At 44.9% G+C, this 26,609-nt stretch carries 19 protein-coding genes; 7 read left to right on the top strand and 12 right to left on the bottom strand.

The window, feature by feature from the left end:
• Positions 1-115 precede the first annotated feature (115 nt).
• Positions 116-1,924, top strand: coding sequence for a protein kinase domain-containing protein (locus SPUTW3181_RS03330; RefSeq protein ID WP_011788024.1), 1,809 nt, complete (start codon positions 116-118; stop codon positions 1,922-1,924).
• A gap of 28 nt (positions 1,925-1,952) precedes the next feature.
• On the opposite strand, the gene SPUTW3181_RS03325 is transcribed toward SPUTW3181_RS03330, so the two are convergent.
• From SPUTW3181_RS03325 to SPUTW3181_RS03315, 3 genes are all read right to left on the bottom strand, one after another.
• A complete protein-coding gene (locus SPUTW3181_RS03325; protein ID WP_011788023.1) occupies positions 1,953-4,355 on the bottom strand; it encodes a zinc-dependent metalloprotease in 2,403 nt (800 codons plus the stop codon).
• A gap of 68 nt (positions 4,356-4,423) precedes the next feature.
• Positions 4,424-8,128, bottom strand: coding sequence for a response regulator (locus SPUTW3181_RS03320; RefSeq protein WP_011788022.1), 3,705 nt, complete (start codon positions 8,126-8,128; stop codon positions 4,424-4,426).
• 211 nt (positions 8,129-8,339) lie between these two features.
• Positions 8,340-9,734, bottom strand: a complete 1,395-nt coding sequence (locus SPUTW3181_RS03315; protein ID WP_011788021.1) for a PhoH family protein — start codon at positions 9,732-9,734, stop codon at positions 8,340-8,342.
• A 402-nt stretch (positions 9,735-10,136) separates the two neighbouring features.
• Between SPUTW3181_RS03315 and rapA the strand changes: the two genes are divergently transcribed.
• Entirely contained in the window at positions 10,137-13,043 is a 2,907-nt protein-coding gene (rapA, locus tag SPUTW3181_RS03310; RefSeq protein ID WP_011788020.1) for an RNA polymerase-associated protein RapA, read from the top strand.
• A gap of 169 nt (positions 13,044-13,212) precedes the next feature.
• Positions 13,213-14,097 (top strand): DUF3530 family protein, encoded by an 885-nt coding sequence (locus SPUTW3181_RS03305; protein ID WP_011788019.1) that lies wholly within the window; start codon positions 13,213-13,215, stop codon positions 14,095-14,097.
• 58 nt (positions 14,098-14,155) lie between these two features.
• On the opposite strand, the gene SPUTW3181_RS03300 is transcribed toward SPUTW3181_RS03305, so the two are convergent.
• Complete coding sequence (locus SPUTW3181_RS03300) at positions 14,156-14,962, bottom strand: crotonase/enoyl-CoA hydratase family protein (RefSeq protein WP_011788018.1); 807 nt, start codon at positions 14,960-14,962, stop codon at positions 14,156-14,158.
• 518 nt (positions 14,963-15,480) lie between these two features.
• Between SPUTW3181_RS03300 and SPUTW3181_RS03295 the strand changes: the two genes are divergently transcribed.
• Complete coding sequence (locus tag SPUTW3181_RS03295) at positions 15,481-16,476, top strand: response regulator (RefSeq protein WP_011788017.1); 996 nt, start codon at positions 15,481-15,483, stop codon at positions 16,474-16,476.
• Positions 16,477-16,494: 18 nt separating this feature from the next.
• A complete protein-coding gene (locus tag SPUTW3181_RS03290; RefSeq protein ID WP_011788016.1) occupies positions 16,495-17,469 on the top strand; it encodes a sensor domain-containing diguanylate cyclase in 975 nt (324 codons plus the stop codon).
• A 69-nt stretch (positions 17,470-17,538) separates the two neighbouring features.
• On the opposite strand, the gene rraB is transcribed toward SPUTW3181_RS03290, so the two are convergent.
• From rraB to SPUTW3181_RS03260, 6 genes are all read right to left on the bottom strand, one after another.
• On the bottom strand, positions 17,539-17,943 hold the full coding sequence (gene rraB, locus SPUTW3181_RS03285) for a ribonuclease E inhibitor RraB (protein WP_011788015.1): 405 nt from the start codon (positions 17,941-17,943) through the stop codon (positions 17,539-17,541).
• A 43-nt stretch (positions 17,944-17,986) separates the two neighbouring features.
• Positions 17,987-18,730 (bottom strand): 1-acylglycerol-3-phosphate O-acyltransferase, encoded by a 744-nt coding sequence (locus SPUTW3181_RS03280; RefSeq protein ID WP_025008625.1) that lies wholly within the window; start codon positions 18,728-18,730, stop codon positions 17,987-17,989.
• Positions 18,731-18,881: 151 nt separating this feature from the next.
• Positions 18,882-19,670, bottom strand: coding sequence for a metal ABC transporter permease (locus SPUTW3181_RS03275; protein ID WP_011788013.1), 789 nt, complete (start codon positions 19,668-19,670; stop codon positions 18,882-18,884).
• Positions 19,671-19,675: 5 nt separating this feature from the next.
• On the bottom strand, positions 19,676-20,584 hold the full coding sequence (locus tag SPUTW3181_RS03270) for a metal ABC transporter solute-binding protein, Zn/Mn family (protein WP_011788012.1): 909 nt from the start codon (positions 20,582-20,584) through the stop codon (positions 19,676-19,678).
• Positions 20,568-21,758, bottom strand: a complete 1,191-nt coding sequence (locus SPUTW3181_RS03265; RefSeq protein WP_011788011.1) for a hypothetical protein — start codon at positions 21,756-21,758, stop codon at positions 20,568-20,570. Before SPUTW3181_RS03265 ends, SPUTW3181_RS03270 begins: the two co-directional genes overlap by 17 nt.
• A gap of 77 nt (positions 21,759-21,835) precedes the next feature.
• Entirely contained in the window at positions 21,836-22,126 is a 291-nt protein-coding gene (locus SPUTW3181_RS03260; protein ID WP_011920002.1) for a hypothetical protein, read from the bottom strand.
• A gap of 286 nt (positions 22,127-22,412) precedes the next feature.
• On the opposite strand from SPUTW3181_RS03260, the gene SPUTW3181_RS22220 reads away from it, so the two are divergent.
• Positions 22,413-22,538, top strand: coding sequence for a hypothetical protein (locus SPUTW3181_RS22220; protein WP_041407955.1), 126 nt, complete (start codon positions 22,413-22,415; stop codon positions 22,536-22,538).
• 165 nt (positions 22,539-22,703) lie between these two features.
• Here SPUTW3181_RS22220 and SPUTW3181_RS03250 read toward each other — a convergent pair whose 3' ends face one another.
• The gene (locus SPUTW3181_RS03250) at positions 22,704-24,416 is read right to left on the bottom strand and encodes a formate--tetrahydrofolate ligase (protein WP_011788008.1); all 1,713 of its coding nucleotides are present in this window, start codon (positions 24,414-24,416) and stop codon (positions 22,704-22,706) included.
• Between the two features lie 174 nt (positions 24,417-24,590).
• On the bottom strand, positions 24,591-25,421 hold the full coding sequence (locus SPUTW3181_RS03245) for a MaoC/PaaZ C-terminal domain-containing protein (protein WP_011788007.1): 831 nt from the start codon (positions 25,419-25,421) through the stop codon (positions 24,591-24,593).
• Positions 25,422-25,829: 408 nt separating this feature from the next.
• Here SPUTW3181_RS03245 and SPUTW3181_RS03240 point away from each other — a divergent pair, with 408 nt between their 5' ends.
• Complete coding sequence (locus tag SPUTW3181_RS03240) at positions 25,830-26,603, top strand: methyltransferase domain-containing protein (RefSeq protein ID WP_011788006.1); 774 nt, start codon at positions 25,830-25,832, stop codon at positions 26,601-26,603.
• Positions 26,604-26,609 lie beyond the last annotated feature (6 nt).

The raw sequence follows: 26,609 nt of genomic DNA, 5'->3' as shown, positions 1-26,609 counted from the left end.
AGGCAGCCTATGACTTGCGCTAATACCTAAGCAACCTCAAAATGCAAGTTCCACTTCACTCGATAGCGATATTTCCGCTCAATACCGGTGAAGTGGCAAAATAAGGAGCAGAATTTTGCAAACACCCCAGTTACAGCATTTTTACATTTCTGAAGAGCAATCTATTTATTTGCTCAAAGCCAATGATGCCCGCAAGCACAAGGCGTGGATCCGTCTATGTAAACAACAATTAAGTAAACTGGGTTATTCCGATATTGAATTCATCGGCAAAGGAGCTTATGGCTTCGTGTTTGCGGGTATTAATCTGGAAGGTGAAGCCCATGTATTTAAATTTTCAAGGATTAACCTTCCACAACATATTCAGGATAGGCTCGAAGAAGAAGCCTTTATGCTGTCCTTACTCACACACCCTAATATACCCAGAGCGATCAAATTTGAGCGAGTTGGTAGACAAGGTATTCTTGTGATGGAACGCGCTAAAGGAGAAGATCTTGAGCAACTTTGCCGTCGTTTAGGTGCACTTCCCGCTGCGATGGTAATGAGCATTGCTCGCCAACTCGCTGATATTCTTTATTATCTACGCACAGGTAAACCACTGGTTCATGGCGATATCAAGCCATCAAATTTAGTCTACGATATCCAAAGTCAGCATTTGTCTTTGATCGATTGGGGATCGGCAGTATTTGCCCAACGCGATGAATATAATAAGCCAGTTGAAGACAATGTAATGGCACTGATGTCGAGCGATCAGCAACATACCAATGCCCGCATGGGTGATGTGTATTTTATTGGTGAAGAACAGCTTAATGGCGGACTCTCAAGCCCACGCTTTGACGAACAAGGTGTGGCTGCCACCTTATATGCACTCGCATCAGGACAAGCAAGCCGCTTCGGCGCTCAAGTTATTCCTCCCACCAGCATAGGTTTACCCGTGGAACTCGCTCGTACCTTAGAAGGTATGCTCAGTAGCGATCCTCAGCAGCGTATTATTGCTGGCGATTACTTTTTAAAGAGCATGAGACACAGCCACCGATTGCATTTGCCTGAGTTGCCTAAAACTGAATTACAGGGCGAAATCCCCGTATGGGTACAATCCCGCGACAAAGATGTAGAAACGGTTAGCTATAGCTCACGTAAATCCTTTTTAAAGGAGCATAACGCTCAAGATCCTATCGCTAAGATGGATGATATTCAGCTCGAAAAGTATTATCGAAACTTTTTAGCGGGCATGGGGGATACCGAAAAGGGGTTTATCGCTGCTGTTGGTCGTTTGGCTCAATACCCTATCGTGGGAGGGCTGGCAATTCACTGGCGGGAAAGTGGTGTGTTTATCGATTCAAATCTTGCCATTTATGATGCTCAACAAAAAAGTGCCTTGGTCATCGCGGTCAATAATATGGTGACGCTAGCGCGAGGGATTAAACGTATCGGGGTTTTTAAAGCCTGTTTCTTTAACGCAAGAGACACGCTGCATATTGAACGGGCTAGCACCAATGAGCCTTTTGTCGCCAGTGCCGATCAGCAATTACCTTTTGAAGTCGGCGATGTGCCCACCCTAGAAGATAAATCACGCTTACATTCCTACTTTGAGGATGGTAAAGATCCCGATGAAAACCTCGAATTACCCGTCGAAATAATGGAAGAACTGGCGCGTATCAACCAGATCCATCATACAGGTTGCATCATTTTTGAGGCGCTGCCGAATCACTTAAAAATTCACAGTTACTTAAAGCTACTCAATCCACGTAAACAGGCCGCATTTCGTGCTAGCCTAGATCGCATTTTGCACCATGTGGGTAAGATCCAAGGTCATGGTGTCTCTGGTTTTATGAAATTGCCCTATAAAAATACCCGTCGCTTTACTCATCTTGAGCGTCAAGCTGATCACTTTTATCCCAAAAATCCAAAAGAAATAGGCGCCTAATCGCGCCTACTTCAACACTATCTTGAAGTTAAATCGGTGCGCCTGGCGGTAATATTAACGGCTTAGCAATGAGCTTGGCCTTGGCATCGGTTAGCCCCTGATTGAATCCCTGCTGCAGCCAATTATAATGGGCTGCACGATTCATATTCGCTCGATTTGCCTTAGCTTTTAATTGTTTAATCGCAAACTGAGCGCGATCGTTCATTACCGCTTTTACCTCAGGGGAAGTGTGCGGATCGTGCAGCGTTGCCAGTACTTCATCAATCACGACGGCATTAACCCGCATCCATACACCCTCGATAAGCCCAAGCTGATTTTCTTGGTACAGCGTGGCCGCAAATAGTTTATCCAATAAACTGGCTACTGAAAGCTGTTCATTATCCGCCATCGATGCTTGGCTCACACGGTTTAAACGCTTCGGCATCAATAACAAACTAACCGTATGGCGACTAAATCCCTCTGCCATAGCTAAAGGATCACTTATTGCACCGAGACCCGAATCAAAGGATTCGCGAGTAGTGCGATAATTCCCCGCCTTAGGTACTAAGCTATCGAGCAAAAGCGGAGGTACAGTTAAACTAGTTGCATCTAAGGTTTTTAATAATGTATCTAATGCCGTTAGCTGTAACTGTGGAGCGATATAACTCCAGCGACTGCCTTCACCAATGGACTGATAATTGTAGTCAGTGCCACCAATAAACTTAGCAACTGCATCAATTTGGTAACGCGTTAGCAAATAAATAGGCGCAAAGGCATCGGCTAATTCCCCTAGCGGTTCACTAGGATGTAGCGCTGCACTGGAAAAACCTTCAATGGCTTTGGTACGAATTTTATCGAGCATCACCAGTTGAGCAATAGGATCTTCCCCACTATCCCACAGGCTTGCATAGGCTTGGCTAGCATCCTTTTGGCGTGAATCGCTCTCACCGATATAACGTAGCCCTTTTTTCGCGACCTCCGCTAATAACTGAGTTTGGAGATTTTTTTGTGCAATAGCATCCCCTTCATCACTGTAACCATAGGTAATTGCAAAATAATCCCAAGGGCCAATCCCAGTCGTATAAGGGGCTGAGATATCAATATCATTGCCCTTTAGTTGGATCTTAGGATGAGGGTAATCCATCACGGAGGCATCCTGATTGGTCGAAGCTGCAAAGTTATGATCTAGCCCCAAGGTGTGACCCACTTCATGGGCCGCCAATTGTCGAAGACGCGCTAAAGATAACTCTGTGGCAGCTTGTTCTGCCGCGACCCTATCCCGCCAAGCTGCGGTTAACCCTTTGGCAATGAGATAATCCTGACGAACGCGCAAGCTACCCAGCGTAACTTGACCTTTAATAATTTCACCCGTGCGCGGATCGGTTAACGCCGCGCCATAGGACCAGCCCCGAGTTGCTCTGTGCACCCATTGGATCATGTTGTAACGAATATCCTGTGGATCGGCATCCTTTGGCAGTAACTTCACTTGAAAGCCATCGATAAAACCCGCTCGGGTAAATGCACTCTCCCACCATCTGGCACCATCAAGTAAGGCAGAACGAATAGGCTCAGGTACACCGGGATCAAGATAATACACTATCGGCTTAACCACTTTGCTTGGTAAAGGGCCTGGCGTCAGTTTCTGCAAACGGTGCCTTAACATAAATCGCTGTACGAGAGGTTGATCAAAATCGGTCGCATAATCCTGATATTCATCGGATAAATAACCACTCATCGGGTGATAAGCCCTTGGTTGATAACCCTCATCGGGGAGTTCAACGAAAGAGTAACGCATCCTAACTGACATCAGAGTGCCATCGGGAGTGACCTTAGCAACCTCTTTCCCTGCAACAGCATTATGAAACGTAAGCTGGACATCAACATCGGCATTTCTTTCAAAGGATTTGACTCCAGCAGGTAAGATGGCTGAGCGACTCAAATCGAGCTGATAATCCCCCTGTGATGTTTGCTTCAACACCGAAGATACGCCATGTAAATCATTGAGAACGAGATTATTTATCGCCACAAAATCAGGTTTACCCTCAATGACCTTCCCTTGCCATAACACTGAGTCCGCAAAGGCTTCTTTAACCGCCCTCTGCTCTGCTATATCGAGGGTATTAGCACGATATTGGGTATTGAGTTGCTTAAGTATTATGTAGGGGCCTTGCCGCTCAAACTGCACCAAACGGGTTTGACCAAGCTGACCGCGATCTAAGCCTATATCATTTGAACCAACGCCCTCAGGGAGGCTAGTGACTAATAAGAAGGGCTGATTGAGACGATCGACTTCAAGGTATAACTGTCCCTGAGACGTTTCGTAGTAAAGGTTAAGAAACCCTTTAGCCTCTTGGCTCTGTTTAATGATCTTAGTGCTAGGTTCGCTAGCCGCGACACTCATAACAGGTAAGCCTAAAAGAATTAAGGCTAAGGCAAAGTTATAGGGTTTCATGCTTCCTCCTAATAGTGCTGGCTGCAGGGCGTATGCCTTGCGAGGCCATCACTGGCCCCAAGCAAAAATCAACTATGCTGGTTCTTGTGCTGGATCCAGTGATTTAACGTCTCAAATAGCTCATTGAGCACTATGGGTTTAGTAATATGGGCGTTCATTCCCGCTGCCAAACTTTTTTCCCTATCGCCTGACATTGCATGGGCGGTCATCGCAATAATAGGCAGTTCTTCTGGACTATAACGCTCACGCAACGCCCTTGCAGCCGTTAATCCATCCATCACTGGCATTTGAATATCCATCAACACCGCATCAAAGGGACGGGAATCGATAATATCCAACGCGACTTGACCATTATCGGCTAGCACCACTTCATAGCCTGCGCTCTTAAGTAATTCAGTCGCCACTTGTTGGTTGATAAAGTTATCCTCTACCAGCAACACTAAACCTGTATGCTCGCCAACGTCAGTTTCTTCCATGGACTGAACCACATTTAACCTCGGCTCATCGGCAAAAGCGGCGATGATCTCATCAAACAAACTAGATGCTTTAAAAGGTTTTTGCAGCACAGCAAATACGTTGGCGCTTTCCACCTCATACTGCAAAGGTTCTGCAGAGTAAGCCGTCATCATAATAATTACAGGGCGCTTATCCAGCCTGCCTTCAGCGACCATAGTATCGATAGCACTGATCACATCACTGCCATCCATTTCGGGCATCATCCAGTCGAGCAATAATAAATCGATAGGATCCCGTGACAGTTTATACAGGGCTTCGGCGCCACTGGCGGCGGTATCCACTTCAAAGTGGAAATCCCGCATCACAGCAGAATAGATTTGCAGTGCAGTTGGATTATCATCAACTACTAACGTACGTAAATTATTGAGTTTTTCAGGTACGACTAGCGGCTCAACCTTAGCTTCTTCGGCAATTTCAAAACTGATGGTAAAACTGAAGGTACTGCCGACGCCAAGCTCACTTTGTACTTGCATCTTACCGCCCATCATAGACACGAGATGCTTACTGATCGATAAACCTAAACCTGTGCCCCCATATTTACGCGTCGTGGAACCATCGGCTTGGGCAAAGGCATCGAAGAGTTTTTCCTGCTGGTCTTTGCTAATACCAATACCGGTATCTCGCACCCAGAATTTAAGGGTAATGCGATGATCTCGCTCGCCGACATCCTCACAACCCAGTTCAATTTCACCCGATTGGGTAAATTTGACCGCATTCGATAATAGATTTATCAGCACTTGGCCTAGACGCAGCGGATCGCCCTTAAGAATAAGCCCTGCGGTGACGGGGGCATAGAGTAAGAGTTCAACCCCCTGCTCCTGAGCCTTGAGCGCATTAAGATCAAGCGCATGGTCAAGCACTTTATCCAGTGGAAATGGCACCCGCTCAAGCTCAAGCTTACCCGCCTCAATTTTAGAAAAATCAAGAATATCATTAATAATTCGTAATAATGATTGGGCAGAGAAACCCGCCTTTTCGAGATAATCTTTTTGCTGCGGCGTTAATGAAGTGCGCTGCGCTAACTGCAACATACCGATAATAGCGTTCATTGGCGTGCGGATCTCATGGCTCATATTCGCCAAGAACTCACTCTTGTAGAGGTTTGCCAGTTCCGCATCTTGTTTGGCTTCTAACAGGGCAACTTCATTACTCTTTTGTCTGGTAATATCTTTATGTGTCCCCAGCATCCGCTTAGGTTGACCATCGGCGGTAAATTCCACCACCCGACCACGACAAAGCACCCAATGATAGGTACCATTCTTGCCTAACAGTCGAAACTCAATTTCATAGGCATCAACCGGATCTTGTAAATACTGGTTACGATATTCCTCCACCCGAATACGATCATCAGGGTGAGTTAAATGATCAATTGCCGATACCAACGCTGGGAACTCATTTGTTTTATACCCCAGCATCGAATAATACGCGGGGTTACAGATGATTTGCTCAGAATCTAAATACCAGTCCCACAATCCATCCTCTACCGCATCCATAGCTAAGTGATAGCGTTCTTCAGATAAGCGTAATTGTTCAGCAGATTCATATTCTCGCGTCACATCACGCCATACGGCGATTAATCCGAGCAACTCACCGCGGCGGTTATAAAATGGCAATTTGAGAGTATCGAGTAACACGGGTTTACCCGCCAACTCGACCTTTTCTTGATAACGCAGCGGTGTACGATCTTTAAGTACTTGTTGATCTTCGGCGCGAATACGGATCCCCATTTCCGGTGAGGTAAGATCCTCTGATGATAGGCCAATCATCTCACTCTCGGTGTAACCCAGCATGCGCTCTGCAGCCTTGTTACAACCTAGGTAGTTGCCTTCTTTATCTTTGAAGACAATAGCCTCAGGAATCGAATCAAGGAGCGAACGCAGCAGTGCATACTCACGTTCACGACGCTCAGTGGTGTCTTTCAAGCGCTCAGTACGCCGCGCCACAAGTTTATCGAGACGCTTATTCTGCTCAGCAAGATGATGAGTATATTGTTTATTTTCTTCAAAAATCCGACTCACCAACAAAAACCAAGGCTCCCAACCCTGAGTAATTTTCTCAGGCGGTTTGCGCGGTTCTTGAGAACATCCCTCAAGGTGCGACAAAAGACGTGATGCAGGACTAACAAAAGAACGACGCGTTTGCCAATGCACGATAGTCACCAGCACTGAGAGCGCAATCACCACTAAAATAAACGTCAGTTGCAATTTTTCCCACGAATCTTGGAATAGGTCGTCTTCATCTTGTAAGTACAACAAACGCCAAGGCGCGTTATGTAAGGCGACTGAGTGGATATAGTAGCCATTACGGATCATGCCTTCATGGGCATCGAACAGTTCAGACTCAGGTAAAGAATGTAATTCAGATGGAATGCGCTGACTGATGTGATACACCCGATTAATATCGGAACTGTCAAAATCACTGTGGGATAAAATATTGTTCTGTTGATCGAGCAAAATCACAGTACCGGGCATTCTAAAATAAACGCGGATTTGCCGCGCAAGTGAAGCAAGGGTCATATCTAAGTTAATAGAACCAATAAACTCATCATCTAGATAAATTGGAACGCCCAAAGTAGTGAGCAAACCTTTGCCCGTTGAATCAATGTAGGCCTCACTCCAAAACACACTGCGCTGCGGGTTCATCGCTGGAGTCGCATACTGGAACTGTTTCTTATTGAGGAGTTCATCCCTAAATCGCAAATCATCATTGGTCCAAGGAAAATAGGACATGATTCTTTGTCTGGATAAATAATAAATAGCTGACGCTTTAGGGGCGGCTTCTTTCGCGACGGGAAAAGACAAAGATAATTCAAATAACATCTCAAGTTCTTGATAAAACTTGTCACTACGACCATCAAGCGATCCAGCACCAGTAATCCTTCCCATATTAGTGAAAGGCTTGCCTCCCTTGGCATAACTGGGCTCAAGGGTAAAATATTGACCACTTTCGTTAAATTTACCGTACTCAGGTAAACGGTCTTTCCGAACTAGCTCACCTAAGCGTAAATGATCGACTGCAACATCACGCAGACTTTTTACGGCACGAATACTCGACTCAAGCAACAGATCAATTTGCAACACATGTCGTTCAACTTGCTCTTCACGCTGTTCCATCTGCTGGGTTTTCTGGCGGTCAAAAAACACCCACGCAGTTAATAACGACATGACGATAACGCCTATGTACGTATAAAAAACGGCACGGTTGTAATTCTTTTGGATCGGCGATTTTAGTTGAAGATCCGGCTCACTCGATTTCATCCACTACCCTTGATTGCAGCGCTTTATTTTAGCTCTCTGTGACAAAAGCTATAGGGCTAATATAGTAGCAGGAAGAAACCACCAATCACATTAAATAATTGCCGAACTAATGCTATCCATGCCCATGATTCATCGATTAAAAAAGTGTAAATGGGTGCAGAAAAACAAAGGCCTCAAAGACGAGGCCTTTTGGTCATATTCAAGGGTTCAGTTAAAGGTGTTCTTCGGCATATTCAGCCAAACGTGAACGTACAACCCCATTGAGGTACAAGTTAGCACTACCTTCAAAGTCTTTAAAGCGCTCAACAATGTAGGTCAGCCCTGAGGTAACGGCAGTTAAATAATTAGAATCGATTTGCGCTAAGTTACCGCAACAAATCAGCTTTGTACCTTCACCCATACGGGTAATCATAGTTTTAATCTGCGAAGCTGTGAGATTTTGGCACTCATCCAATAATACAATTGAGTTTTGAATCGAGCGGCCACGCATAAAATTAATCGACTTAAACTGAATATTGGCCTTTTCCATAATGTAATTGAGGCTGCCCGTGGGATTCACATCATTCTTGTGCAGCACTTCTAAGGTATCTGTGATGGCGGCGAGCCACGGCATCATTTTCTCTTCTTCTGTGCCGGGTAAAAAACCAATAGACTCCGCTATTTCAGGCGTGTTACGGGTGACTATCACCTTGTCGTAGCGGTTACGCTCAACCACAAGCTCAAGGGCTGCAGCCATAGCAAGCAAGGTTTTACCACAACCTGCGGGGCCCGTTAAAATCACGAGTTCGATATCGGGATCGAGTAGCGCCTGTAATGCCATGCCTTGATAGACATTTTTCGGTTTAACCCCCCAAGCCTCAAGGTTTTTCATCCGCTCACGACCTAAATCTAAAATATGTAGGTGCGTGTCGGTGCGCCCCGTGACTCGGCCACAAAAATCCGACTCTGTATCGATAAGGTATTGGTTAATATAAAATTGATCGTTTTCCAGATCCTTAAGTGGCACTTCATGGATAATATGTCTGCCATGGCGCTCGGTAGAAACTTTATTTAAATGTTCCCAAAAATTGCCTTCAAATTGGTAAAAACCTTTACTGAGGAAGCGAATATCATCAATCAACTGGTCGGTACGGTAATCTTCCACTAATTGAATGCCAGCACCTTTGGCTTTAAGGCGCATATTGATGTCTTTAGTGACTAATACGACGGTACGTGGATGGTGGAGGTTTTGTAGGTGAAGTGCAGTGTTGATAATGCGGTTGTCATTTCCATCCCCCGGCAAGCTGCCTAAGGTAAAATCAACAAGGTGATCGGGGAAAATAGAGAGCGCTCCTATCGCATCGGCATGACCCTCTCGACTCGGCAGTGGTACACCATTAATAATCTGCTCAGGTGTGGTATCACCTCCTAGGGTATCCTCCAACGCCCTGATGGCCACCCTAGCATCCCGACTCACATCACTCTTTCGATCTTTTATCTGGTCTAGCTCTTCTAGCACTGTCATCGGAATGACCACATCGTGCTCTTTAAACGAATAGATCGCCAAAGGTTCATGCAGTAACACATTGGTATCCAGTACAAACAACTTTCTGTCGTCTTGTTCCATGGCGCCTCCATAGTGCTTGATTGATGTCTACGCTACATCCTGTCTCACGTTAGATTGCATGGCTCCTGTCATTAGCTTAGATAAGGTTAGAATGATCTTTAGGTTCAAACATCTAGCTCGAAAAAAGCTAAAGGCTTAAATTAATACTGGCACCAAACTCACCAAAGCTCAATTAAGTTTGCCATTGTTTAAGTCTGTGACTCGAGGGCAGTGTAGGTCCCTCGATATGACAGTAGCATGACAAATCGATGGCCGACTACGACAATTTTCTGACTTGTTCAATTTGTAATCTAGCGTTGGGGGAATTAGGCTCTAACGGGTGAGAGGGCGATTCAAATATTGCCAGTATTGGTATAACATACGCGCCCTTTGTTAAAGTCCGCCCAGAAATGAGAATTTAAGATGCCGTTCGCCTTAGGTCAACGTTGGATAAGTGATACCGAGTCAGAGCTTGGTTTAGGAACTGTGGTTCAAGTAGAAGGCCGTATGGTCACTGTGTTATTCCCTGCAACGGGTGAGAATCGCATGTTCTCCCGAGCAGAAGCCCCTCTGACACGCGTCACCTATAATCCCGGCGATACGGTTGAAAGCCACGAAGGTTGGAGCTTAACCATTGAAGATCTTACTGAAAAAGACGGCTTAGTGATTTATCACGGTATTCATAGTGAAACGGGCGAGCAAGTTACTCTGCGCGAAACCTTGTTAAATCACAATATTCGCTTTAATAAACCCCAAGACCGTTTGTTTGCTGGCCAAATTGACCGCCTCGACCGTTTTGGTGTGCGTTATCAGTGCCAAATGCTACGCCATAAACTGGCAACCTCTGATTTACTCGGTCTGCAAGGTCCGCGAGTTGGCCTTATCCCACACCAAATGTGGATTGCCCATGAAGTCGGCCGCCGTTATGCGCCGCGGGTATTACTCGCCGACGAAGTGGGTTTAGGCAAAACCATTGAAGCAGGCCTGATTATTCATCAACAACTGTTGACCGGTCGCGCCGAGCGAGTACTCGTTATCGTCCCTGATACTCTGCGTCACCAGTGGTTAGTCGAAATGCTACGCCGTTTTAACCTGCGTTTTTCAGTGTTTGATGAAGACCGTTGTGTGGAAGCCTACGCCGACCATGACAACCCTTTCTATACAGAACAGTTAGTGATTTGTTCACTCGAATTACTGCGTAAAAAGAAACGCCTCGATCAAGCCTTAGATGCCGATTGGGATTTATTAGTCGTCGATGAGGCGCATCATTTAGAGTGGACCGAAGAAGCACCAAGCCGTGCCTACCAAGTGGTTGAAGCTTTAAGTGAAGTCGTGCCCGGCGTATTACTATTAACGGCAACGCCAGATCAACTCGGCCACGAAAGCCACTTTGCGCGTTTGCGCCTACTCGATCCAGATCGTTTCTACGATTACGATGCTTTCCTCGCCGAAGAAAACAGCTATAAAGACGTCGCCATTGCAGCAGAAGCGCTCGCAGGCAACGCAAAATTACCCGATGCAGCGATTAATAGCCTGACCGAATTGCTCAGCGAAAAAGACATAGCGCCGAGCATTCGCTTAATCCAAGCCGACGGCATAGATAGTGATGTACAACAAGCTGCCCGTAGCGAATTACTACAAGAACTGCTCGACCGTCACGGCACAGGTCGCGTGCTCTACCGTAACAGCCGCGCCTCGGTAAAAGGCTTTCCAAAGCGCTTTTTTAATCCGCATCCCCAAACCATGCCAGAGCAATACCTCACGGCTGCGCGTGTGAGTAGTATGATGGGCGGGCATAAAACCTTAGAGGCTAAAGCGGCGCAAGCCTTAAGCCCTGAAAAACTGTATCAAGAATTTGAAGATAACAGCGCTAGTTGGTGGAAATTCGATCCCCGCGTGGATTGGTTGATCGCGTTTTTAAAATCCCACCGCAGTAAGAAAGTGCTTATCATCGCCAGCCAAGCGGAAACCGCACTCAGCCTTGAAGAAGCTCTGCGCACCCGTGAAGGTATTCAAGCAACCGTATTCCACGAAGGCATGTCGATTATCGAGCGCGATAAAGCGGGCGCTTACTTTGCCCAAGAGGAAGGTGGCGCACAGGCGCTGATCTGTTCTGAAATTGGCTCAGAAGGTCGTAATTTCCAGTTTGCCAGCCACTTAGTGCTGTTCGATTTACCGCTCAACCCTGACTTACTAGAACAACGTATCGGGCGTTTAGATCGTATCGGTCAAAAAAATGATATCCAAATTCACTTGCCCTACCTTGAGGATACCGCCCAAGAACGCTTAATGCAGTGGTATCATCAAGGGCTCAATGCCTTTGAACTCACTTGCCCGAGCGGCCATGTGCTTTACGCTGAATTTGCTGAAGATTTGCTCAATGTACTTGTGGGTGATGACGCGGATGAACTCACGAATCTGCTCAATCACACCCAGAGCCGCTATAAGGAACTCAAACACGCCATGGAGCAAGGCCGCGATAAGCTGCTGGAAATCAACTCCCACGGTGGCGATAGAGCAAAGGCCATTGTTGAGCGTCTTGCCCAAAACGATGAGAACACCCAACTCATTGGATCAGTGATCCGTCTATGGGACATTATTGGTGTCGATCAAGAGGATAAGGGTGAGAATTCCATTATCCTGCGCCCGAGTGAACATATGATGTTCCCAACATACCCTGGCTTGCCAGAAGATGGCGTAACTGTGACCTTTGACCGCGACACAGCACTTTCGCGTGATGATATTGCGCTGATCACCCAAGAACATCCATTAGTGCAAACGGGCTTAGATTTGATCACAGGCTCAGAAACGGGCACTACCAGTGTCGCAGTATTGAAAAATAAAGCCCTCCCTGCTGGCACATTATTCTTAGAACTCATCTACATGGCCGATGCTTCTGCGCCTAAGTCGAGCCAGTTATACCGTTACTTACCACCCACACCTATCCGCATCTTGCTGGATAAAAATGGGAATGATCTGTCGGCCAAAGTGGATTACGCCAGCTTTGATAAGCAACTGAGTGCGGTAAATCGGCATATCGGCGGAAAGTTAGTGACTGCATCACAACCAATCTTGCATCCACTGTTTGCCAAAGGTGAAGAATACGCACAGGCCGCTGTAGATGAGTTAGTGATACAAGCGCGTGAGAAAATGACAACACAACTCACGGGAGAATTAGACCGCTTAGAGTCCCTCAAAGCCGTCAACCCCAATATTCGTGAAGAAGAGTTGGAATATCTGCGTAACCAAATGCAAGAGCTCAACACCTATCTTGACGCCAGTCAGCTACAGCTTGATGCCATTCGTATGGTATTGGTCAGCCATGTGTAAACACACAGCCAGATAGACTTAGTACTTAAAATAACGCCCAGCGTAATTATACTCTGGGCGTTTTTATTTTAAGGATGACACTATTATCTAAAACATCGCCCACTGATAAGTGTTCAGGTTATACTCAAGCGAAGTAATTTGTAATACTACACAGTGGGTTATCCATCCTATGGCACACATCTTTTTAGCTTTTTGGGTTTTGTTCTTAAGCCTGATGACGTTACCTTGCCTAAGTGCAGAGCCTAATACGTCCACTGAAACTCCTAGAACTAACCCCACGAGGAACTATCTACCCGCTAATGAAGTAAAACAAATCACCATAGATAACAAACCCTATGAATTATTAGTTCGCCCATGGGAAGGAAAAAAGAAACTCGGCGCAACCATTATTTTACCCGCTACCAATGGTACGGCTGATTCCCCCGGCCTAATGGCATTTTTGCGCCGTAATATTAATCCTGCAGGTTGGGCAAGCTTAAGTTTAACGCCGCCCAAAGAATTGCCAGCCCCCAATTTTGCAACTGCAGCAGCGGAAGTCACCACCGCTGGGGCAGCACAATTAGCAACACCATCCAATAAGCCCAGTCAGAAAATTAAACCTGAAGACAGCAATAAACACCTACAAGAACAAGAAGAATTTTTAATTAAAACCATGTCACAGCTCGATGGCATAGGTACAGACTATCCGGGTAAGCGAGTCCTTATTACTGCGGAACAAAGTGCGGGAATATTGATAAGCCTACTAAGCCAAAAGAAGATTGCCGATCCCGACGTATTGATTGTCATTAATCCCTACAATGAAGATGAGACACGCAATCAAGCCATTGCAGAAAAACTGGCTAAACTCACGATGCCAATCCTAGATATTCAATCGCCCGATGGCCACCCTGCCTCACTAGAGACAGCCGAACAACGCAAAATACTGGCTGTGACATTAGGCACACCAAACTACCGCCAAACTACGCTAGTACTCAACTTAGATAATGAAAGTGCTTGGCAAAATTGTTTGAACACGATCAAGGGGTTCGCCGCCAGAATGAGCGGCGCACACTGAGAGATAGGTTTTTACGAAATATCTCATCTATTCCTAAGTGCGTTCAACATTCCCAGTATTACCAACCAGACTGGCGATCCTGATAAGGTTTTTCAGGATCTTTAAGCTGCCGTACCGCTGCAATAGTACGATTTTTGCCTAACAAGAGCCGAATTTGGCTCAATGACTCACGGCTTAAGAGGCTACGTACTGAGGCCGTCCAACTCCTATTAATGCTGAGCTTAATCGCCGCGGTAGCATCGGGTGATGTCTTGATTAGCTCTCTGGCTAATTGCTCTGCAGCAGCCATTGGCTGCTCAGATAACTGAGTGACTAGTCCAAGAGCGAAGGCTTGTTCCCCTGAAAGAACCTTAGCAGTCAAACTTAATAACATCGCTTGATCTTTAGGCATAATTTGCCTAAGTGAAACCAATCCCGCCATATCGGGTACTAGCCCCCATTTAGCTTCCATAACCGATAACTGGCTGTCATGGCTAGCGATGCGGATATCTGCGCCGAGCGCAATCTGCATACCGCCACCAAAGCAACATCCATCAAGCACGGCAATAACAGGGATAGGTAATCGCTGCCAGCCAAGGGAAACGCGTTGGGCGAGATTGGCGTTTCCGGGTAACCATTTAAAGAGCAATTTCACCGCTTGCATCGGTGCTGACATAACACTTTTAACATCAAGCCCTGAACTAAAGTTTCCACCAGCGCCTGAAAGAATAACCACTCGAATGGCTCGATTCTTCTGAATTTTTTTAATTGTTCTATCTAATTCGCTAAACATTAAATAGTTAATCGCGTTCATTTTTTCAGGACGATTAAGCTGCACATAGGCAATGCCATCGCTGATAGTGACTTTTACACATTGGGTACTCATCAAATATTCCGTTACTGGTCAGTCCAGAACAAATGTTAACACATTTGGTCTAATCCACTAAAAGATATAACATAAACCTTAATTTTGACCTTAGTCAAAATATTGTCAGCCTTAATAAATTTTGGGTAGTGTTTATGTTAGGCTGTAACAACTAAACCTGATAACTACAACTATCAGCAACTTACGCAATTTATACCCCAATTAGGGCATAGATTGGTGGTAATCACACACTCTGATGGCAAAATCTAGGTTAATAAATACCAGCACAAAGCATATCAGCGGTCAAAAATGATATGAATACTGCAACGCTTTTTACAGCTAAGAACAAGAGTTTATTCAGTTACATATAAAATTCATTGAGGAATTTATCCCCATTAATTAGCCATATTAACTAATAAAATCTGCAAGTTATAAATAGAAGATATAAATCAGATTTGCCCGAAGACCGCAATTCATCCGTCGGACCTGAAAATAAGTGTTATCTTCAATAAATGGGCAAATAAGGATCACCAGTCAGCATGACAATATCTGTACTCATCTGTGACGATTCCGCTATGGCGCGCAAACAAATGGCTCGCACCCTACCAAAAGAGTGGGATGTGGAGATTACTTACGCCACCAACGGTGCCGAAGGGCTAGACGCCATACGCGCAGGTAAAGGAGAGGTCGTCTTTCTCGACCTCAATATGCCTGTGATGGATGGCTATGAAGTACTGCAAACGGTACAACAAAACGACCTCCCCGCCCTTATTATCGTGGTTTCAGGCGATATTCAAATCAAAGCCCATGAACGGGTAAAAGCACTAGGTGCATTGGATTTTATTCAAAAGCCCGTTAGTGCCGATGCCATTAGTAATATCTTGCAGGAATACGGCATTCTGACTCTGACGCAAAAAGCGCTCGAAGATGAAACTCCGATGATTAAGGTGGATATGCGCGATGCTTGCCAAGAAATAGCTAACGTTGCCATGGGGCGCGCTGCCGATCTGCTTGCCAAGTTACTCGATGTATTTGTATTGCTGCCTATTCCAAATGTGAACGTACTTGAGGTGAGTGAACTCACCATGGCTCTAAAAGCAACAGAGGAAAGTTCAACTGTTTCAGCTCTTTGCCAAGGGTTTATTGGCGCAGGCATTGCGGGTGAGGCTCTACTGCTATTCCATGATTCCAGTTTTCAGGATATGGCAAAACTAATGAGACTCGCCGATCCTGAAGATAAAAACACCGAAATTGAAGTACTTATCGATACTGGTAACGTGCTAATTGGTGCATTCCTGAACGGGATTTCCGAGCAACTCGATATGAAATTTAGCCAAGGGCATCCAGTTGTGCTTGGACGCCACTGCACAGTCAATGATCTTATCCACGATAATTCAGAAAAATGGCAGAGAACACTCGCAATGGAAATAAACTATCGTATTGAAAACCATGATATTCAGTGTGATTTATTATTGCTATTTACTGAAGACTCGATCCCGACACTCAGCTATAAACTTGGCTATTTACTCGATTAACCAGTTGGATTTAACTTTATGTCAAACGACCAAAGCGCAATGAACGAACTACACTGGCTCATTGATATGGTACAAACCATTGAAGTAGGCTTGGTGGTGTTAGATCGGCATTACAATATCCAACTATGGAATGGCTTTATGGAGAATCACAGCGGTGTTTCTCCAAATTCAATCAAAGGCCAAAACGTATTTACGCGTTTCCCCGATCTACCCGCAACTTGGTTAAAGCAAAAAATGGAATCGGTTTTTATGCTCAAAAACCGAGCATTCATCAGTTGGGAGCAGCGCCCATACGTGTTCCAGTTTAAAAATTACCGTCCTATTACTGGTCGCGCTGACTTTATGTACCAAAACGTAACACTCCTCCCGCTGGCCTCCTTAACGGGCAAAATCACCCACATCAGCGTGATTGTGTATGATGTCACTGATATTGCCGTCAACAAGTTACAGTTAAAAGCGGCAAACGAACAACTCGAACGCCTAAGCCAAACCGATGGACTCACCCAACTGCATAACCGTCGGCACTGGCAACTATGCCTAGAGCATGAATTTGACTTATATGCTCGCTATAACGATATCCCGAGCCTAGTGATGATAGACATAGATAACTTTAAATACATTAACGATACCTATGGTCATGTCGCTGGGGATAAAGTGATCCAACATATAGCCCATATTCTCAGCCAATCTTTACGGGAAACCGATTGCGCAGGACGTTATGGAGGGGAAGAGTTCGCAGTTGTTATGCCAAAAACCAGCGGTGAAGATGCCTTACATTTTACTGAACGTCTACGGGAAAAAATTGCTGAGTCGACCATAGTGTATGAGAGCCTAAAAATAAAAGTGACTGTCAGCTTAGGGGTGTGCGAGATAGGCAAGCATATTAGTAGTAGCTCAAGTTGGATTTCCTGCTCTGATAAAGCACTATACGAAGCAAAGCAAAAAGGTCGTAACTGTAGTGTACTACATACTGAAAAAACAATAATCACATGATTTTAAAGACAATAAAGCCCATCTCAATGGGCTTTATTGTCTTTGTGGATGCTTAACACTTAATCTAAATTAATGCGGAAATCCGTCATCTTCTTCGTCTTCATCCTCGTCATCCATATCATCGCCAACAAAATAAGTGCCCCAACCATCGTAGTCCACTTTCTGTTTAGCGGCTAACTGTAGCAATTGCTCAGTCGCTTTATCAATTAATGCTACATCTAACTTATGGTGAGCCACTGCATCGAAACAGAAGATCACAGAGCCATCTTCTAACTCCATTTCTTCGGCATCGTTGACTTCAAAGCCCAGTTTAAAGGCATCTACTGCTGCTTTTTCGAGGCGATCAAAGTTGGTTGATGAAAAATGATGCTCAATCACATACTCCGCATCAGGCTCAGAGCCATCATCGAGTAGGGCTTGCACTATGTCGCGATTCTCGGCAAGTTGTGCTTTTAACTGACTTTCAATAGACATAAACGTGTCTCCGTTAAGATAAATCTGGCTCAAATTGAGGCTATTATACGCCATCATCCATAGGAGTTTTACCCATTAATGTTGCCGCTTCTCGGTTTATCTCATTAAATTTTGCCGACATACTGTCATAAATTTGTGCAGAAAAAGCTTTAACATCCGCTTTGTCTATATCCGCAGTGGGTATTGGCGCCATCATTTCGATAATAACAACCCCATTATCCCAACGATTTAAATTAATATGGCTCTGACAGGAAGCTAACACGGGCACAATTGGGACACCTGCTGCAATCGCTGTATGAAAAGCCCCCGCCTTGAAGGGTAATAAACCACGTCCTCGAGAACGGGTGCCTTCAGGAAAAATCCATACAGATAAACTTTTTTGCTTAATTTTCTCAACTGTCTTCGCCATCGTATCAAAGGCACTGTGTCGATTTTTCCGATCGATGAGAATATTGCCCGACAACCAATAAATTTGGCCAAATAGTGGCATCCAAACCAAACTTTTCTTACCTAAGCTAACCGTGCCCTTAGGAACGGCCTTAGTGTGAGTAAAAAGATCGAAGTTATTCTGATGATTTGCTAAGAAAATATAGGGGCCATCCTGCACCTCTTTATGCCGACGAACGATCACTTTTATCCCTAGGATCGGTGCAACAGAAGAGAAGATCTTGGCGAACATATGTACATTGTCACGGTGTCGAGGTCTGAGTAAACACACCAATCCACCAAAAATAAAGGCAAGCAACAAAGACACCGCCAACAGCATAGATCTGACGATTAACAGCACAGCATACTCCAACGATAAAATTGGCGACAGTATAGCCAGCATGGCCTATGGACTCAATATATTGTTTACATCTGTAAGCCGATTCGCTAACAAAAAAAAGCCCATCAACTCATTGTAAATACAGTGTGTTGATGGGCTTTAATTTCAACATCTAATGTTTAGAGGCGATTTGAGCAGAAAAAGTCCCTAATTTAGCTAACCACCAACGAAATACCAGCGCACTTACGGCCAATGTAGCAACAATCGCCGCACCGCTGGGTAAATCGAAAGCTGCTGAAAGCACGAGTCCGAGTAAATAGCCAATTAACCCCACAAGGTAGGCATAAAATAATTGACCTTTTCCACGGTATTTATTCAGTGCTAGCGCGGGCAAAATTAAGGTGCTGAAGACCAGATATACACCAACAAGCTCAACTGAGAGGGTGATAACCAGCGCAAATAACAAATAAAATCCTGCACCATCAAGGATTTGAGGGCGCAGAAAAAATGTTAATAGCACAACAGCATAAACCACAGTAGGTAAGATTAACTGTGGCCAACTGACCCATAGGATCTGCCCTGACATCAATTGTTTTAGTAACTCAGCCCCATGGGGGTCGTTTGCCAACAACAACATAGCTGCAACCGCTGACAACACGTAAAAACAACCAATCATCGCTTCTAGCTCATCCGCCATACGCTTAGATAACCAAGCAATAAACCCTGCGCCTGCAAGGGCAAACACCGCTGGCATCCACACATGAGAAAAAGGTATATCTTCTACCCTGTGATCCATATGAGCGACGATGGCTCCCAAAGCCGCCACTTGTGCTATGGCCAAATCAATAAAGATAATGCCACGCTTTAGAACTTGTCTTCCGAGTACAACATGAGTCGACAGCACTAAAACCCCAGCAGCAAATGCTGGCAGCAAAATCGACATCAGCTCCAGATCAAACATAGGCGTTATTTCACTCCATTTAAGAGGGAAATCACACTGTCATAAAGGCTGAATAGATCCTTACTGCTATCATTACCACCCACTGACATGGGTAGCATTAGCACTGGCAAATGGGCTTTTTCACCTAACCATTTTGCACCGCGCTCATCTTGATAAGATGCCACAACAACGGCCAAAATATCACCTTGCTCAGCGCGCGTTAACAAGCTAGCTAAATGCCCGCTAGTTGGTGCTAGACCAGGTTTAGGTTCTAAATCAGCCACTTGCTCTATACCAATCCAGTTAAATAAGTATCGAAAACTAGAATGGTAAGCGATCACTTTTTTACCCTGTAACCCTTTTGCTTGCTCTTCCCAACGCGGAATGGCAGCTTGCCAGCGCGCGGTAAAATCCGCTAAGGACTGTTGGTAATGAGCTTCACTCGCAGGATCAAGCTGAGCCATCTTACTGGTTAAAGCTGTGGCAACCTGAAGCAAACGCATAGGATCAAAATGCAGATGCGGATTTCCTTGGGCGTGTACATCCCCCATACTACGATCAACACTGGCTAATTTATCTAGCGTCTCAATGTGATCGGCAGCAAAGAATAGGCCCTTTTCCGTTGATTGCACCTTAGCGTTTGCCGATTTCATTTGTAACATAGGTAACCAACCTACCTCCAAATCAGCCCCCGCACAAACCACAAGATCTGCTTGGCGCATTTTAGCAATTAAACTCGGGCGCGCTTGCACTTGGTGAGGATCCTGTAATGCCGTTGTCGCAGAATAGATATTAGCCGTGGGCGCTAATTCCTTCGCCAAGGCCGCATACTCAGGTTCACAGGCAAACACATTCAGCTCAGCATGGGCCAACCCCATATAAGCTGCAGAGAGTGCTACTGCAGCCAATTTCACTAATTTAGAATTGATGCGCACCGTGAGCCCCCAACGTCATAATATACTGAATAGTAAAGATGTTATCGTCTTCAAAGCCATCAAAATTCGTCCCTTTTTGATTAGTATACTGAAAACGAACCGTCGAGAAATGGCTCGAATGCCATGCCAGTGTGACCTCTGATTCCTTCAACTTTTGTGCATGAAAATGATCACCATGGAGTTCTTGAGTATCAACTTCACCATAACGCACTCCAGCAGACCAACTTGGTGTAAATTGGTACACACTACTCAAATACCAACCTTGATGATAATCCTTGCTCGGAGCATCTTCTGGATGCAAATCTACAGGCGTAAAATCCGTCACACGGAAATATTCACCGCTCAAGGTTAAATTTTGGTATTTGTAGTTACCGTTAGGTGCCCACTTATAAACAAAATCAGCCCCATAGGTATTTTTACCCGTATAAGATGCCGCATGGCTATGATCATGTCCTTCTTCATGTTCATGTTCATGTTCATCTTCATCTTCTTCACCTTCCTCATGGGCGGTCACTTGACCATTTTCGTTACGCAAGTAACTTAAACCTGCCTGCCATGAGCTGTTATCGCCAATGTCACCACCGATTTTGGTGTATAAAGTGTAAACCCCGACATTTTCAAATTCACGCTCACCATGCTCATCGGCTGCCCGTAAACTTTCTCCTTTAAAGGCTTCTACACCCATAGTCCAATAAAGATCGGTTGGAGCAACAAAGTTTAAGCGCACACCATCATCAAAGTAGTGACCACCTAAAAAGGCACGGTAGGCGATAGGACGATCGGTGAAAGAATCAGTATGTAAGTGTTGGTTATTAAGGTAGCCAATATCCGATAAAAAACGACCACCACGAATAGAAAATCCCCCTGGCATCGCCATCGTCTGGATAAAGGCTTCTTCAAGGTTGAGCTCACTCTCACCATCATGGATTTCAACAACGGCAGTCACCTTGCCATAGAACATATCATCAATATTGGCACTCATGGCTAATTCAGTTTCACCTAGACCAAAACCTTCAGAGGTTTCAGATAAAGGCCGTTCGCCCGTTTGGTAATAACCATTTAATACCGCGCTAATATTAGGGTTGGTCAAGCTAGAATCAGCGGCAAACAACGAAGGTGAAGCAAACGCGCAGGCTAATGCCACCAAAGAAACTTGGGTGTTAAAAACTGTCATAATATCTCCAAAATACAACAAACGCTCGATGGTGAAAACCATCAAGAAATACAATAAGTTAAAATATGTAAGTTGATTTAGAGTAAAACAGGTGGAGCGCGACTACGATAAACACTGATGTGTTTTGAGAGGAAAACCGGTAGAACAAACTCAACAACATCAAACCGCTGTACGGCTAAATTAAGCACCAGTGGTTGAGTCAATAAGATTTTATTAAATTGATGCTGGTGGAAGCAGAGGGTGCAGTGAGTCTTAGCACCATCATCAAGGTGCGTCACACTATGGGCTGAGGCAGCAAAAGACAGCAAAATCAATAGGGCCGCAAGCCATATTGAAATCATGCGTCTAATGTGACTTGGAAGTCTCACTCAGTCATCCCCATAGTTAAAAAGTGGCACAAGTTTATGTCAGGCGCATAGTAAGTTGCAATAAGACAACCTACCGCCAATACGTTACAAGATATTTGTCTTTGATATGTTTAGGTTAAAAACCGCGAGAAATACCCGTTAAGCGGAACAAACTCTCATAAAATAGGCTATTTAAGATTAGCTTAAGTGAGTGTAACTATAGTGTATTTAGTTTTATGTCGATGAAAGCTCCTCAGTGAATTCTCGGCATTCGTCTCTTTTTCCATCCACCAAAAGGCAACTAGAAATGCTAGCATTTTTCCGTGAAAACTTAGGAATTATCTTAGGTATAGTGATTTTCGGCGCATTAATTTTGGGCGGGATTTACTACGTAGAGCATTCGTTAAAGAGCCAAGAACAAGTTATACAATAACACTTAGCATACACTCTGAGCCCTAGGTTAAGGCTCAGAGTTTAGTTTTACTTTGACTATTGACACTATTATGCAAGCCTAAAATCAGGCCCAATCCATGGTAACAAACAATCAACCCACTGCGATACCATTCATTTTAAGCACTAGCGATGACAACCTCAGCACCTAACCTAAACCAATAATCTCTCCAGCCTCATCAATATCAATCTTGAGATAACCTGGCTTTATACCAAGACCAGGCATTGTCATCACATTGCCCACTAATGCTGTAACAAAACCCGCCCCCGCATTCAGCACTAAAGCGCGGATTGGCACAATAAAATCTTTCGGGACGCCCTTTTGCATAGGATCGTGACTAATCGATAGGGGTGTTTTTGCCATACACACAGGTAAATAAGCATAACCGAGTGAGGTAAACTCCCTCACTTGTTGCTTAGCTTCATCCGAGAGACTGATGCCCGCCGCACCATAACCAACCTCAGCTAAAGTGGATAACTTAGCCTCTAAAGAAGCATCATCCGGATATAACAACCTAAACTGGCTCTGAGTGTCAGCGGCGCGAACCACAGTATATGCAAGTTCAATAGCCCCCGCTTCACCTTGGCTAAAAGCATCACTGACCTCACAACCAAATGCCGCAGTTTGGTTAACGGCGTTGATTAACCATTGCAACTCAGCTTCGGTATCCGTGGCAAAGCGATTGATTGCCACGACGACGGGAATGCCATAGCGTGCCACATTGTTAATATGCCAGTGTAAATTAGCAAATCCTGCCTCTAGACGAATCTCATCAGGAGTATTGATATCTGTGTCTGACTCAATACCGCTATTTGCCTTAAGCGCTTTTAATGTCGTCACTAACACCGCGGCACTTGGGACTTGCCCGGACTGACGCACCTTGATATTACAGAACTTCTCGAATCCCATATCGGAACCAAAGCCCCCTTCGGTGATCACATAGTCCACAAGTTTTAAAGCGATATCATCGGCAATAATCGAGGAGTTTCCGTGGGCAATATTGGCAAAGGGGCCTGCATGAATGAGGCATGGTGCGCCATTTAAGGTCTGCATCAATGTGGGTTTAATCGCATCCACCATAATCGCCGTCATAGCGCCTGCGACCCCTAAATCTTCTGCGCTTATCACCTGCCCTTGGCGATTAAGTGCTAGAACTAATCGCCCAATGCGGGCCCGCATATCCGCCAAATTAGCGCTCAAGGCCAAAATAGCCATTAATTCAGATGCAGCCGTAATATCAAAACCAGACTCATATACAGGACCGTTGTTTTCCCCCAGTCCAACCTGGACCTGTCGCAGACAACGATCATTATGGTCAAGCACCCTATGCCAGCGGATCTGCGCAGGATCGATATCCAAAAAGGCTTGTCCAGATTGCGCCTCAAATTCCACTTTACCTAAACGTGACTCATGGAAAAGCCTCGCCGCAATCGCGGCGGCACCTAAATTATGGGCACTGCTGACAGCATGAATATCACCCGTTAAATGCAAGTTAAGTTCCTGCATAGGTACAACCTGTGCATAACCGCCACCCGCTGCGCCACCTTTGACGCCAAAGACGGGCCCCATACTCGGTTGGCGAATGCAGGCACAGGCTTTTTTACCTATGGCCTTTAAGGATTGAGTTAGCCCAATACTTGTCACTGTTTTACCTTCACCGTGGGGTGTTGGGGTGACAGCAGTGACAATAATCAGTTTTCCCCGACTTTGACCCGCTAAACGCTGCTGAACACTTAAATCTACCTTAGCTTTTGTGCTACCAAATAGAAGCATTTCTTCCGGTAATAAGCCTAACTCTGCGCCAAGCTCTGCCACATTTGTTAAACTGGCACGGCTTGAAATCTCCATATCGGTCAGCATGCGTCGGTTTCTCCTTTGAAGTATTCCGGATAAATAGGTGTGATTGTAATAAACAACATCGCTTGAATATGGCGGATATTAGGTGATTGATCTTAAGAGATACAGTCGCCGAAAAGGTTAATTACTGATTTCTTATAAGCAAACAGCGCCATCGGCGCCGTTTATTGTTTAATACTAAAAATATATTTCACCGCTCAGATGTGGACGGCGACCTTTACTGTCTCTAAGCTCAAACACCCAATTATCCTCGTTTTTCTCATAACCAAACCCGACCTGTGCAGGCATTAAGAGTGGCAGCTTAAATGTCACATCGACAGTGAATGGGCGAGTACCAAGTTCAGGCATTAACTCAGCCAAACAGCGGGCTTTAGACCACATACCATGGGCGAGTACGCGATCAAAGCCAAATCGCTTTGATAACAATGGATGCAAATGGATCAAGTTATAGTCACCGGATGCCTTTGCATACCGACGGCCCAGATCTTCCCCCAGCTCCCACGCTTGCGGAGCATCCCATTCCATTTCAATCGCCTTAGGTGGGCGAACGCGGCGACCTGCGGTTTCAATACGATATAAATAGGTCGAGAGTGATTCCCACACTAACTCCTCACCAACATACACTTTAGAAACAAATTCAAACTCCAAGCCTGAATCCGTTTCACGACTTGTCGTTAACGCACACTCAAAGGAATATTTTTCGTTGACTGTGGTTGGACGATATACTTGGATACGGTTTTTAAGGTGGATCATGCCAAGTAATGGAAATGTAATACCATCATGGGTAAAAATCACCGCGTGTAAACGAAACGCCATCACGTATAAATAAGTTGGAGGTAGCAGGTTACCATCAAACTGGAAACCACAAACTTGGGCGTATTGACTCACTTTTGCTTCTGAGACGGTAACATCAGGTGCAGTCACTCTAATGTGAGGCAATGGCTGTTGATCCCAACCTGGTTTGCGGCCAAAAAATATCTTGCGATAAAGAGAAAGCAGCGACGGCATCGCGTTCAACTCAACACAATATGCATTATTCAAGTCTGTGTACCTTTTAATTAACTATCCCTTAGCACAGATAGCCATAAATTACCTCGCTCAGACGGGTGACATCTGATAAATCAAGCTAAAAACGAGTGTAAAACGGGCTGTGCTGCGTCTTAAAAAGGGTGATGCAGACTCTTTGAATGGACAGCGAAAGAGTCAGGTTTGTTGAAAACGGCGTGATTATAACCTAGGGGATAGAGATCTGTGTATCCCTAAGTTTAGTAGGAATATTTACCATCAATAAAATCATTGTGTTAGCTAATTTTATGAGTGAATAAGTAAGCTAACTTGAAAGATAATACCTACAGAGTGCGAAAATATTTCGTCTGTGCCACACTATTACCCCACACTCTTTAAGTTAATTTACACGTGCAAGATAAGAATTTTGATAAGCTCGCGCACAAGTTTGCGAAAAATATTTATGGCACCCCAAAAGGGGAAATTCGTGCAGCCGTGTTATGGCGAGATCTCAGCTCTGCGTTAGCCCCATTTGGCGATAAAAAACTCCGAATTTTAGATGCTGGCGGTGGCTTTGGTTTCTTTAGCCAAAAGCTGGCACGCCTTGGCCATGAAGTCGTACTTTGCGATATCTCACAAGAGATGCTTATCCAAGCCCAAGCACATATTGATGCCTCTACCGAGCCTTTAAATATTGAGCTTATCCATGCCCCTATCCAAGCATTATCAGTTGAACAACATGGTGTTTTCGATCTCATACTGTGCCATGCCGTAGTTGAATGGCTTACCGATGCCCAGCGTACGATGGAAGGATTGCTGACGATGCTAAAACCCAATGGGTTGTTTTCACTGATGTTTTATAACAAAGAAGCAATGCGTTTCCATGCCTTAATATCAGGAAATTTTGACTACGTGGCCGCAGATCTTAAAGTAAAGAAAAAAGTGAGGCTAACCCCCACACACCCGCTTTATATTCAAGAGGTTAAGCAATGGTTTATGGATTGGGAAATGACGTTAATAAGCCAATCTGGGGTGAGGGTTATCCACGATTACTTGAAAAAGAGCCAAGCTGCAGATTTTGATTACCAAAAACTTCTGCAGATGGAACTCGAATATTCCCAGCACGAGCCGTATATATCACTTGGCAGATATGTCCATTTCTTAGGTATTAGTCGAGGAACATAGCACCTC

Source organism: Shewanella sp. W3-18-1, assembly GCF_000015185.1.
Lineage (GTDB): Bacteria > Pseudomonadota > Gammaproteobacteria > Enterobacterales > Shewanellaceae > Shewanella > Shewanella putrefaciens.
The sequence above is the reverse complement of the archived record's forward strand: the minus strand, read 5'-3'. Positions and strand labels throughout refer to the sequence as shown.